The sequence below is a fragment of the Lentzea jiangxiensis genome, assembly GCF_900104175.1.
Taxonomy (GTDB): Bacteria; Actinomycetota; Actinomycetes; order Mycobacteriales; family Pseudonocardiaceae; genus Lentzea; species Lentzea jiangxiensis.
The window spans coordinates 33,147-44,801 of sequence record NZ_FNIX01000016.1; the positions used below are offsets into that span (position 1 = coordinate 33,147).

Here is an 11,655-nt window from a genome sequence, read left to right on the forward strand (position 1 = left end):
CGCTCACTTCGTCTTCGGCGCCAGCGTCCGCGAGATCACGGTCGCCAGCAGGTTGAACAGGGTGATGATCAGCACGAGCGTGATCGCCGCGCCCCACAGGCGCTCGTAGCCCGCCTGCGTCGGGTTGTTCCGCTCGTTCACCATCATCAACGGCAGCGACGCCATGGGGCCGTCGAAGAGGTTGTAGTTGATGTACGGGGCGTACGCGGCGAGCACGAGCACCGGTGCGGTCTCACCCATGACGCGGGCGAGGGCCAGCATGATGCCGGTCAGGATGCCGGACAGCGCCGTCGGGATGACGATCTTGACGATCGTCTTCCACTTCGGGATGCCGAGCGCGTAGGAGGCCTCGCGCAGCTCGTCCGGGACGATCTTGAGCATCTCCTCGGTCGTGCGCACGACGACCGGGACCATCAGCAGCACCAGGGCGAGCGACACGGCGAACGCGCTGCGGCCCAAGCCCGCGTAGGTGATCCACACCGTGTAGATGAACAGCGCCGCGACGATCGACGGCACACCGGTGAGGATGTCGACCATGAACGTCGTGGACTTCGCCAGCTTGGAGCGGCCGCCGTACTCGACGAGGTAGATCGCGATCATGATGCCGATGGGCACGGAGATGACCGCGCACACCAGTCCCTGGACCAGCGTGCCGTAGATCGCGTGGTACGCGCCGCCGCCCTCCTGGCGGGCGAGCAGGCCGGACAGCGACTTCTGCCACCAGTCCCCGTCGAGGATGACCGGGAAGCCGCGCTCGAGCACGGTGTAGAGCACCCACACCAGCGGGATGACGGCGACCAGGAACGCGCCCCAGACGAGGCCGGTGGCGAGGCCGTTCTTGATCCGGCGGGAGACGCTGACCGACTGGAACGTCGGCGGCGTCGCGAGGCGCGTCGGGTCGGCGAGGTTCGTGCTCACTCGTACTCCTTGTGGCCGGCGACGATCGAGCGCGCGATGGCGTTCACGACGAAGGTCAGCACGAACAGCACCAGACCGGCGGCGATGTAGGCGCCGGCCGAGCGCGGGTCGTTGAACTCCGGTGCGGCCAGCGCGATCTTCGAGGCGAAGGTGGCACCGCCGTCGAAGAGCGACCAGCCGAACGCCGAGGTCGCCGTGCTCAGGATGATCATGACCGCGATGGTCTCGCCGAGCGCGCGGCCGAGGCCGAGCATCGAGGCGCTGACGTACCCCGCCTTGCCGAACGGCAGGACGGTCGTGCGGACGACCTCCCACTTGGTCGCGCCGAGCGCGATGGCGCCCTCGACGTGCATCGTGGGCGTGCGTTCGAAGACCTCGCGGCTGACGGCCGTGATGATCGGCAGGATCATCACCGCGACGACGATGCCCGCGGTGAAGACGGTGGCGCCGAGCTGCAGGTTCACGTTGCCCTTGGCGAACAGCGGGAACCAGCCGAGGTTGTCGACCAGCCACTGCGACACCGGGTAGAGCTCCGGACCCAGCACGAACAGGCCCCACAGGCCGAAGACGATCGAGGGGACCGCGGCGAGCAGGTCGATGACGTACGCGAACGGCCGGGCGAGCTTGCGCGGCGCGTACTGCGTGAGGAACAGGGCGATGCCCAGCGCGATCGGCATGGCGATCAGCAGCGCCAGGATCGAGACGACAACGGTGACCAGCAGCAGGTCGAGGATGCCGAACCGCAGGTCCTCCGGGTTCGAGGTGTTCCACTCGCGGCTGGTCAGGAAGTTGACGTTGTCCAGCCCGAGCGACGGGATCGCCTGCACGATGAGGAACAGGCCGATCGCACCGATGAGCGCGACGATGAAGACACCGGATCCCGTCGCCAGGCCGCGGAAGATGCGGTCACCGGGCCGAACGTGCGGTGCCTTTGGGGTTTCTGGAGCTTCCGGTGTCGGGGGAATCGGAGCCTCCGAGGCGTGGGGAGCAGCCGCGACGCCCCGCTCCGCTCCGGGTTCACCGGAGCGGGCGGGGCGCCTGGCCACGACGGGATCGTTCATCGCGTCAGCGTTGGTCGAAGTGTCGCATCAAGCTCAGGCGATCGCCTTCACCGCGGTCAGCAGCTTCTCCTGGAACGCCTTGGGCAGCGGCACGTAGCCGGCCTCGGCGAGCTGCGCCTGGCCCGAGGTGGCGGCGACGGTCAGGAACGCCTTGACGGCCTTCGCGGTGTCGGCGTCGTAGCCCTTGGAGCAGACGATCTCGTAGGTCGCGAGGAGCAGCGGGTACGCACCGGCGGCCTTGGAGCCGTAGATCGAGTCGAGGTCGAGGACGAGGTCGTTGCCCTTGCCCTTGACCTTGGCCTCGTCGATCGCCTTGCCGGCCGACTCGGCGGTCAGCTCGACGGCGCCGGCACCGGAGTCGATCTTGGCGATCGACAGCTTGTTGTCCTGCGCGAACGACCACTCGACGTAGGTGATCGCACCGTCGATGGAGCCGACGGCCTGCGCGACACCGGCGGACTTCTCCTTGCCCTCGCCGACACCGCCCTTGAACTGCTTGCCGTCACCCTTGGTCCAGCCACCGGCGACCTTGAGGTACTTCTGGAAGTTGTCGGTGGTGCCCGACTCGTCCGAGCGGTAGACGACCGCGATGTCCTTGTCCGGCAGGGTCGCGGAGCCGTTCAGCGCCTTGATGGCCGGGTCGTTCCACTTCTTGACCGCACCGGAGAAGATCGCGGCGGTGGTCTTGGCGTCCAGCACGAGGCTGTCCACACCGGACACCTTGTAGCCGATGGCGACGGGGCCGAAGACCAGCGGGAGGTTCCACGCCGGGTTGCTCTGGCAGCGCTTGGCGGCGGCCTCGGTCTCGGCGCCTTCCTTGAGGGCGGAGTCCGAACCACCGAAGTCAACCTGGCCGGCGTTGAAGTTCTTCACGCCCGCACCGGAGCCGGAGGGGTTGTACGCGAGGTCCACACCGGGGCAGGCGGCCTGGTAGGCCTGGACGAACGCGTCGACCGCGTTCTTCTGCGCGGAGGAGCCCTCAGCGTTGAGCTTGGTCTTGCCACCGCACTCGACCGGGACAGAGGCAGCGTTCGACGTGGTGTTGGTGCCACCCGTCGGCGCGTTGTTGTCACTGCCACATGCACCGAGCAGCAGCGCGCTGGCCGCGACGAGGCCGAGCACGGCACCGTGCCGCTGGATCTTCACCTTGGTCCTCCACCTTGCGGAAAGCAGTAGCGGTTTCGCGACGGACCCCGCCGCTCGCTACGGAAGGTAGGTAGCCAGAGTGGACAACCCACCTAGACAGGGTGAACGGGAGGTGAACACCGAACGGGAAGTGACGGGTCACACGGCCGAAAGAGTGACTGCGTGACCAGCGCGTATGCGTTTTGTGACGGTACGTTGACTACCGGGCGTACTGGACGTCGGCGTCCCACAGGGTGAAGCCGAGCTTCGTGTAGACCCGGACCGCGGCCGCGTTGTCCGCCTCGACGTAGAGCATGACTTCCTTGACGCCCTGTTCGCGCAGGTGGCGCAGGCCCGCGAGGGTCAGCGCCCTGCCGAGACCACCGCCCTGCCTGTCCGGGTCGACGCCCACGACGTAGACCTCGCCCAGCTCGGGCGTGTGCAGCTTCGTCCAGTGGAAGCCCGCCAGCGTGCCGTCGCCGTCGAACGCCAGGAGGAATCCCTCGGGGTCGAACCAGTCCTCTTCTTCTTTGGCGCGGACGTCCTCGATCGACATGGAGCCCTGCTCGGGGTGCCAGTCGAACGCGCGGTGGTTCACGTAGACGACCGCGGCCTCGTCCCGGCCGGGCACGAACGGCCGGATGGTGATGCCCGCGGGCAGTTCGGGCTCCGGCAGGTCGTTCTCGACGCGCAGCCGCATCCGCAGCAGCTCGCGCACCTTGCGGAAGCCGAGTTTGGCCGCCAGCTTCTCGGCGTCCGGGTGGCCGCCGTGCGCCCAGATGCGCAGCGACTCCTGGGGCAGCGCCTTGACCAGCGCCTCGCCCACGCCCTGATGGCGGTGCTTCGGGTGCACGGCGAGCTCGGCGACCTTGTTGCCGCCGGAGTCGCCGGCCAGGTCGACGTGCGCGTACCCGGCGAGCTCGCCGTTCAGGTGCGCGAGGAGGTGGCGGCTGCCCAGCGCGCCGGGACGCATCCTCAGCCGCACGGCCTCGCCGACCGGGGCCACGCCGTCGGTGCTCCCGGCCGCCTCCAGCAGCCCCGTCACCTCGGCGGCCTGGTCGGCCGCCAGCTCCTCGAACCAGCTCAGTTGCGCCACACAGGCGAACCTACCGCGCGATCAAACGATCATCCAGGACGCGGGCGGAGTCGTCGATCTCCACCTCGGCGACGTCGGCGGGGCGACGGGACGAACCGGGACGCGGCGGGCGGACGAACTTGTAGCCCACGTTGCGGACCGTGCCGATCAGCGCCTCGTGCTCGGGGCCGAGCTTGGCGCGCAGCCGTCGCACGTGGACGTCGACCGTCCGGGTGCCGCCGAAGAAGTCGTAGCCCCAGACCTCCTGCAGCAGCTGCGCGCGGGTGAACACCCGGCCCGCGTGCTGCGCGAGGTACTTGAGCAGCTCGAACTCCTTGTAGGTGAGGTCGAGCGGGCGGCCCTTCAGGCGCGCGGTGTAGGTGGCCTCGTCGATCACGAGGTCGCCGAGCTGCAGCGCGCCGTCGCCACCGGGCGCCGTCGTGCCGCGGCGCGAGCGCACCAGGCGCAGGCGGGCGTCGACCTCGGCCGGACCGGAGTTCGGCAGCAGGATCTCGTCGACCGACCAGTCGGAGTTCACCGCGACGAGGCCGCCCTCGGTGACCACGGCCACCACGGGGACGTCCACGCCGGACGAGTCGAGCAGGCGGCACAGCGACCGGGCGCCGACGAGGTCGGTGCGGGCGTCCACCAGCACGATGTCGTGCGGGCCGGCTTCGAGGAGCGCGGAGACCTCCGGGCGCAGCGGCCGCACGGCGTGGGGGAGCAGAGCCAGTGCGGGCAGCACCGCCTCGGGGTCCGGGTCTGTCGTCAGCAGAAGCACGTCGATGCTCATCGCGGCGCCCTCCAATTCGGCCGTGGTCAGGTCACCTCGACCAGACCAGCGGCGTACGGTGACCGGGCCCCGTTGCCTGCGGATGACGGAGACGATACCTGTGCACCCCGAGAAAGTCCCAGGTCGAGAAGCCGTGCTCACACTTGTTTCCACAGACGTCATGCCTGTTACATCCATGTCACACGACGGAGTGCGCCTGCACGGCGTCCACCACAGGGGCGACGGCGACCTCGCTTTCGTTGTGGGACACGGGTTCACGAACAACGTGCGCAAGCCGTACGTGGCGCGGGTGCTGGCCCGGCTGGCCCGCCGGGCAGGGGTCGTCGCTTTCGACTTCCGCGGCCACGGACGCTCCGGCGGCCGCTCCACGGTCGGTGCCGACGAGGTCCACGACGTCGAGACGGCCGTGCTCAAGGCGCGCGAGCTCGGGTACTCGAAGGTCGCCACGATCGGGTTCTCGATGGGCGCCTCGATCGTGCTCCGGCACGCCGCTCTCGGCGCCACCAGGCCGGACGCCGTCGTCTCGGTGAGCGGGCCCGCCCGGTGGTGGTCCCGGGAGACCGCTCCCATGCGCCGGGTGCACTGGCTGCTGGAGCAGCCGCACGGCAAGCTCGCGGCGCGGGCGATGGGGGTTCGGCTCGGCGGCAGCTGGGTACAGGCGCCGGAGAGTCCGCTGGAGGTGGTCGCCCGCATCACGCCCACCCCACTGCTGATCGTGCACGGTGACCTGGACCACTATTTCTCCGTGGAGCACGCCAGGTCGCTGCACCGCGCGTCCTGCGGACATGCCGAGTTGTGGATCGAACCCGGCATGCGGCACGCGGAGTCGGCGGCGACTCCTGACCTGGTAGACCGGATGGCGACCTGGATCGCCGGCAACGTCGAGGACGAGGGATGACTGCGCACACTCCTGCACGGCCGCGGAAGAAGAAGTCTCGGCGCGGGAAGTTCCTCGTCATCACGGTGATCGTCCTGGGCGTCCTGCTCGTGGCGGCCGACTTCGCGCTGGCCGCGGCGGGCGAGTACCAGATCGCCCAGCGGATGCGGGAGAAGCTGCAGCTCAGCGAGGACCCGTCGGTGCGCATCAACGGCTTCCCGTTCACGCTGCAGGCGTTGCGCGGCGACTACCAGCACGTGGAGATCCGCGCGTACGGCGTGCCGATCCGCAACGAGCAGCAGGGCGTCGACCTGCGCGACCTCGACGTCGAGGCGGACCTGCTGCACACCCGCGTCGAGCTGGCGGACCTGCTGGCGGGCAACGTCTCCAAGGCGACCATCGACACCGTCAAGGGCAGCGTCCGGATCAAGGCGCTCGACCTCAACCGGCTGGCGAACCAGGTGACGCCGTTCGACAAGCTCTCGATCGAACCGGACAACCGCGCCGCGGTACCGGCACCGGCGAACCCGGCGGCCCCGAAGACGACGGCCGCGATCAAGCTCTCCGGCGAGACCAACGTCGCCGGCAAGGTCGTCACGCTCACCGCGTACGGCCAGATCGCGCTGGTCAGCGGTTCGATCCAGATCAACATCGACGACATCGAGCTGAACGACGCCTCGCTCAAGCAGATCGTCCCGCAGCTCCGCCAGGCGCTCGCGATCAAGATCGACCCCGGCACGCTGCCGTTCGGCGCGACGCCCACCGCCGTCGAGGTGGAGAGCGGTTCGTTCAAGCTGTCCGGCGAGATCGCGGACGTACCGCTGGTCCAGCGATGACAGGGGCGTGGGCGCTGCTGGGCGCGGTGGCCGTGGCCGGCGCGATCGGTGTGCTGCTCAAGCTCCGCGAGGGCCGCATCTCCCACCGCGCCCAGCCGTCGGCCGACCTGCCCGCTCCCGTGCGCGACCTGCTCGCGCCGGGGGTGACGCTGGTCCAGCTCTCCACGACGTTCTGCGCGCCGTGCCGGCACGCGAAGGTGGTCCTGCGCGACCTGGCCGACCGCGTCGACGGCCTCACGCACGCCGAACTGGACGTCACGAACCTCCCCGAGGTCGCCTCGCGCCTGGGCGTCATGCGCACCCCCACGACGCTCGCCCTGACGGCCGACGGCACCGAGGTGCTGCGAGTCGGCGGCGTGCCGAAACGCGACTCGTTGCTCGAGGCCCTGCGCCCGCACCTGCGCTGAGCCGGTCGGGTGAACCTGCGTTGTTCCACCAGATGGACATACCTCCCGCACCGAGGGATTGAGGGCTACCCTCGCTGGCATGACCATGCTGCTCACGAAGCGACGCGCGGTTGACCTGTGCCGCGTGCGCAGCAGCCTGTGTCGCACGACGAGCTGACCCGGGCCGCTTGACGCCCGTCAGCCACCTCTGCCGGACTGAATCCACTCGTCCGTCTGCCCGGAGGTCGTCGTGCCCAAGGACAACCCTGTAGACCCGCGCGGACCGCGCTTCTCCGCCTGGATGACCACCGTCGTCCTCGCGATCGTGCTGCTCACCGGCTGGTGGCGTCTCCTCGCCGCCCAGACGGTGCTCTTCGCGATGTGCGCGTTCATCTCGCTGAGGCTCAACCCGTGGGGTCACGTCTACCGCTACGCGATCCAACCGCGCCTGACCCCGACCACCGAACGCGAGGAAGCCGCCCCGCTGCGGTTCGCGCAAGGCGTCGGGTTCGTGTTCGCCCTGATCGGCACCCTCGGCTACGCCACCGGCCTCACCACGCTCGGCATGGTGGCCACCGGTTTCGCACTGGTCGCCGCGCTGCTGAACGCGACGCTCGGCCTGTGCCTCGGGTGCGAGGTGTACCTGCTGCTGCGCAGGCACGTGCCTGCCCTCGCTCGACCGCAATAGACACGCACTACTACAGGAGCAACTTCCCATGAGCCGTGAGAACGTGCTGGTCTCGGCCGCCTGGTCCGAGGAGAACCTCCAGACGCCCGGCGTCGTGTTCGCGGAGGTCGACGAGGACACCACCGCGTACGACGGCGGCCACATCCCCGGAGCCGTGAAGATCGACTGGAAGAACGACCTCCAGGACCCGGTCCGCCGCGACTTCGTCGACCGCGAGGGCTTCGAGAAGCTGCTCTCGGCCAAGGGCATCTCCAACGACGACACCGTCATCCTCTACGGCGGCAACAACAACTGGTTCGCGGCCTACGCGTACTGGTACTTCAAGCTCTACGGCCACCAGAACGTGAAGCTGCTCGACGGCGGCCGCAAGAAGTGGGAGCTCGACGGCCGTCCCCTCGACAAGGAAGAGGTGACCCGCCCCGCGACCTCGTACCAGGCGCAGGAGCAGGACCTCTCGATCCGCGCGTTCCGCGACGAGGTCGTCGAGGCCATCGGCAACAAGAACCTCGTCGACGTCCGCTCCCCCGACGAGTTCTCCGGCAAGCTCCTGGCCCCGGCCCACCTCCCGCAGGAGCAGGCGCAGCGAGGCGGCCACATCCCGTCCGCCGTCAACGTCCCGTGGTCGAAGGCGGCCAACGAGGACGGCACCTTCAAGTCCGACGAGGAGCTCCGCGAACTGTACGCCGAGGCGGGCTTCGACGGCAGCCGCAAGACCATCGCGTACTGCCGCATCGGCGAGCGCTCCTCGCACACCTGGTTCGCCCTGCGCGAGCTGCTCGGCCACGAAGACGTCAAGAACTACGACGGTTCTTGGACGGAGTACGGCTCGCTGATCGGCGTGCCGATCGAGCTCGGTTCCGGCAAGGAGTCCTGATGACCAACGGATGTGGAGCTCCCGCCCAGGGCGGCTCGATCGACGTCTCGACCACGGAGACGGTCCTCGAGGGCAAGGTCCTCTCCGAGGGCACCCCGGTGGGCGGCGCCTTCGTCCGCCTGCTGGACTCGACCGGCGAGTTCACCGCGGAGGTGGTCACCTCCCCCGAGGGCGACTTCCGCTTCTTCGCCGCCCCCGGCAGCTGGACCGTCCGCGCCCTGCACCGCACGGGCAACGGCCAGGCCGACGTGTCGGCCTCCGGCCCCGGCGTCCACGCGGTGGAGATCGCGGTCGCGTAGTCAGACCTGATCGGCAGGGCGAAGGCCCCGGCGGTGACTCACCGCCGGGGCCTTCCCACGTCCGGGGCGGAGTGGGGCGCGGCCGGGCAGGGCGAGAGGCGCGGCAGGGGCACGCCGGGGCTCGCTCCGCCCCGGCGCGTGACGAAGCCACCCCACCAACGCAAGAACCAACGCAACAGCAAGCCGCCCAACGCACCAGGCGTGCCATCAACCCGCCAACGGCGCCGGCCAGGCTTTGGACCAGATCGGCGGGGTCCGGGGCGGAGCCCCGCTCCTGGAACAGGCACCCGACAACACAACGCGACCACGCGGGCCCGGTGTCCTCCACCACCACAACCCTGCACGTCAAACCAGCCGGGATATCCTCATCCCGTGGAACACATCTTCACCGGACTCCTGGTGCTAGTGACGATCGCCATCACGTGGTTCGCCGGCTACGTCGTCTACCGCCTCTACTCCGACCAGCGATGACCAGCGGCGACGAGGCCATCCGCCTGGCCGAGGAACGAGCTGCCGCCACCAGGGCGCGCAACCTCCCGCAGTTCGACGACATGCCGATCCCGGCGGACACGGCGAACCTGCGCGAGGGCGCGAACCTGAACGACGCCCTGCTGGGCGTGCTGCCCCTCGTGGGCGTGTGGCGGGGCGAGGGCGAGGTCGTCTACCCGACGATCGACGGTCCGTTCCGGTTCGGCCAGCAGATCACGTTCGCCCACGACGGTCGTCCGTTCCTCGTGTACGAGGCGCGCAGCTGGCTGCTCAACGAGGCCGGTGAGGTCATCCGGCCCGCCGCTCGCGAGCAGGGTTTCTGGCGCCCGCAGGCGGACGACACGATCGAGCTGCTGCTGACGCACAACACGGGCATCGTCGAGCTGTACTACGGCAAGGTGCGCACGCAGACGTCCTGGGAGTTCGAGACCGACGCGGTCATCCGCTCGGCGAGCGCCAAGGACGTGAAGGCGTCGCAGCGCCTGTACGGCGTGGTGAACGGCGACCTCGCGTACGTCGAGGAGCGCGCGATGATGGGCCAGGAGATGCAGCCGCACGCGTCGGCGCACCTCAAGCGCATCGTCGGCTGAGCACCCGACGCGGAGCATGAGACCCAGGCAGGCCACCGATCGTTCAACGATCCTGCAAGCGCATTGCGGGATTGTTGAACGATCAGCGTGTCGGATTGTTCAACGATCCCACGATTCCCCGTAACATGGGTTCATGCTGCTGCGGCGCTGCGGAACCGACGCCCTGCTGGTCGAGGTCGACTCGCTGACCGAGGTCGCGGCCGTCCGCGCCGCGCTCCACGGTCTCGACGGCATCGAGGAACTGGTTCCGGCCGCACGGACAGTGCTGGTCAAGGGCGACCTCCACGGCATCAGAGCCGCCCTGAAGACCGTCGACCTGACCCGGGTCCCCGCCACACACCCGCGCGAGATCACCATCCCGGTGACCTACGACGGCCCGGACCTCGACCTGGTCGCGGAGACCGCCGGCACCACCGCCGACGAGGTCGTGGAGCTCCACACCGCCGCCACCTACGAGGTGGCGTTCTGCGGCTTCGCGCCGGGCTTCGGCTACCTCACCGGCCTCCCGGAGGTCCTCCGGCAGCCGCGGCTCGACTCGCCGCGCACCAAGGTCCCGCAGGGTTCGGTCGGCATCGCGGGCGAGTTCACCGCCGCCTACCCACGAGCCACACCGGGCGGCTGGCGGCTGATCGGCCGCACCGGGATCACGCTGTTCGACCCGAGGTCCGAGACCCCCGCGCTGCTGCAGCCCGGCGACCAGGTCAGGTTCGTGGTCGCATGAGCCGCACCGTCAGGATCATCAGGACCGGCCCGCAGGCGCTGGTCCAGGACCTCGGCCGGCCGGGCAACGCGCACCTGGGCGTCCCGCCGTCCGGCGCGGTCGACCCGCGCTCGCTCAAGCTGGCCAACCGCCTCGTCGGCAACCCCGAGACCGCAGCGGGGCTGGAACTGCTGCTGGGCGGCCTCGCGGTCGAGGCGAACGCGAGCTGCACCATCGCCGTCACCGGTCCGGCGGTCGCGGTCCGGGTCAACGGCAGGCTCGCCGACTCGCACCACCCGGTCCACCTGAGGGCCGGCGACACGCTGGAGATCGGCACGCCGGGCACCGGGCTGCGCACCTACCTCGCGCTCTCCGGCGGCGTCGACGCACCCGAGGAACTGGGCAGCCGCTCCACCGACCTGCTCTCCGGAATCGGTCCAGACCCCTTGCGGGACAACGACGTCCTCGAACTCGGTCCGCCGAACCCGGCCACCGGCGCGGACGTCGTGCCGCCGCACGAGGCGCCGCCGGCGTTGGTCATCCCGATCCGCCTCGGTCCGCGCGACGACTGGTTCGAGAACGCGGAAACCCAGCTGCGGCAGGGCTCCTGGACCGTTTCCGACCGCAGCAACCGGGTCGGCACGCGGCTCGGTGGCACGAAGCTGAATCGTCGTGACGGGGAGATCCCCAGCGAGGGGATGATCACCGGCTCGGTGCAGGTGCCGCCGGACGGGCAGCCCGTGGTCTTCCTCAACGACCACCCGACGACGGGCGGCTACCCCGTCATCGGCGTCGTCGACCCCGACCACCTGCGGTTCCTCGGCCAGGCGCGGCCGGGGACGGAGGTCAGGTTCCGGCCGGTCGACTGGGCATCCGGGTCATTGACGTGAGTGGTCCAGACCACATACCGTAACGACCAGGCCGCCGCGGAACCTCTACCAAAC

15 protein-coding genes are annotated in these 11,655 nt (G+C 69.6%); 10 read left to right on the forward strand and 5 right to left on the reverse strand.

Annotation, left to right across the window (positions count from 1 at the left end; genetic code table 11):
* Window positions 1-3 precede the first annotated feature (3 nt).
* The 5 genes from pstA to BLQ91_RS30245 form a co-directional block, all read right to left on the reverse strand.
* Window positions 4-918, reverse strand: coding sequence for a phosphate ABC transporter permease PstA (gene pstA, locus BLQ91_RS30225; RefSeq protein WP_090102298.1), 915 nt, complete (start codon window positions 916-918; stop codon window positions 4-6).
* Entirely contained in the window at window positions 915-1,979 is a 1,065-nt protein-coding gene (pstC, locus tag BLQ91_RS30230; protein WP_090102301.1) for a phosphate ABC transporter permease subunit PstC, read from the reverse strand. The genes pstA and pstC overlap by 4 nt, the downstream gene beginning before the upstream one ends.
* Window positions 1,980-2,012: 33 nt before the next feature.
* A complete protein-coding gene (gene pstS / locus BLQ91_RS30235; RefSeq protein WP_090102303.1) occupies window positions 2,013-3,125 on the reverse strand; it encodes a phosphate ABC transporter substrate-binding protein PstS in 1,113 nt (370 codons plus the stop codon).
* Window positions 3,126-3,324: 199 nt separating this feature from the next.
* Window positions 3,325-4,200, reverse strand: coding sequence for a mycothiol synthase (mshD, locus tag BLQ91_RS30240; protein WP_090102305.1), 876 nt, complete (start codon window positions 4,198-4,200; stop codon window positions 3,325-3,327).
* A gap of 10 nt (window positions 4,201-4,210) precedes the next feature.
* The gene (locus tag BLQ91_RS30245; protein WP_218130465.1) at window positions 4,211-4,972 is read right to left on the reverse strand and encodes a response regulator transcription factor; all 762 of its coding nucleotides are present in this window, start codon (window positions 4,970-4,972) and stop codon (window positions 4,211-4,213) included.
* A 175-nt stretch (window positions 4,973-5,147) separates the two neighbouring features.
* Here BLQ91_RS30245 and BLQ91_RS30250 point away from each other — a divergent pair, with 175 nt between their 5' ends.
* The 10 genes from BLQ91_RS30250 to BLQ91_RS30290 all read left to right on the forward strand — a co-directional run bounded on the left by BLQ91_RS30250 (window position 5,148) and on the right by BLQ91_RS30290 (window position 11,601).
* Complete coding sequence (locus tag BLQ91_RS30250; protein WP_245733912.1) at window positions 5,148-5,870, forward strand: alpha/beta hydrolase family protein; 723 nt, start codon at window positions 5,148-5,150, stop codon at window positions 5,868-5,870.
* On the forward strand, window positions 5,867-6,685 hold the full coding sequence (locus tag BLQ91_RS30255; protein ID WP_090102309.1) for an LmeA family phospholipid-binding protein: 819 nt from the start codon (window positions 5,867-5,869) through the stop codon (window positions 6,683-6,685). Before BLQ91_RS30250 ends, BLQ91_RS30255 begins: the two co-directional genes overlap by 4 nt.
* Window positions 6,682-7,092, forward strand: coding sequence for a thioredoxin family protein (locus tag BLQ91_RS30260; RefSeq protein WP_090102311.1), 411 nt, complete (start codon window positions 6,682-6,684; stop codon window positions 7,090-7,092). Before BLQ91_RS30255 ends, BLQ91_RS30260 begins: the two co-directional genes overlap by 4 nt.
* Before the next feature lie 85 nt (window positions 7,093-7,177).
* Window positions 7,178-7,249, forward strand: a complete 72-nt coding sequence (locus tag BLQ91_RS43865; RefSeq protein ID WP_355300619.1) for a putative leader peptide — start codon at window positions 7,178-7,180, stop codon at window positions 7,247-7,249.
* Window positions 7,250-7,321: 72 nt separating this feature from the next.
* A complete protein-coding gene (locus tag BLQ91_RS30265; protein ID WP_090102314.1) occupies window positions 7,322-7,759 on the forward strand; it encodes a DUF4395 domain-containing protein in 438 nt (145 codons plus the stop codon).
* A gap of 28 nt (window positions 7,760-7,787) precedes the next feature.
* Window positions 7,788-8,633, forward strand: a complete 846-nt coding sequence (locus BLQ91_RS30270) for a sulfurtransferase (protein ID WP_090102316.1) — start codon at window positions 7,788-7,790, stop codon at window positions 8,631-8,633.
* On the forward strand, window positions 8,633-8,932 hold the full coding sequence (locus BLQ91_RS30275) for a DUF1416 domain-containing protein (protein ID WP_090102318.1): 300 nt from the start codon (window positions 8,633-8,635) through the stop codon (window positions 8,930-8,932). The genes BLQ91_RS30270 and BLQ91_RS30275 overlap by 1 nt, the downstream gene beginning before the upstream one ends.
* A gap of 467 nt (window positions 8,933-9,399) precedes the next feature.
* Window positions 9,400-10,011 carry a heme-binding beta-barrel domain-containing protein gene (locus BLQ91_RS30280; RefSeq protein WP_090102320.1) on the forward strand — a complete coding sequence of 204 codons (612 nt, stop codon included), beginning with the start codon at window positions 9,400-9,402 and terminating at the stop codon, window positions 10,009-10,011.
* A gap of 133 nt (window positions 10,012-10,144) precedes the next feature.
* The gene (gene pxpB / locus BLQ91_RS30285) at window positions 10,145-10,732 is read left to right on the forward strand and encodes a 5-oxoprolinase subunit PxpB (RefSeq protein WP_090102322.1); all 588 of its coding nucleotides are present in this window, start codon (window positions 10,145-10,147) and stop codon (window positions 10,730-10,732) included.
* Window positions 10,729-11,601, forward strand: coding sequence for a 5-oxoprolinase subunit C family protein (locus BLQ91_RS30290; protein ID WP_090102324.1), 873 nt, complete (start codon window positions 10,729-10,731; stop codon window positions 11,599-11,601). Before pxpB ends, BLQ91_RS30290 begins: the two co-directional genes overlap by 4 nt.
* Window positions 11,602-11,655: the final 54 nt, after the last annotated feature.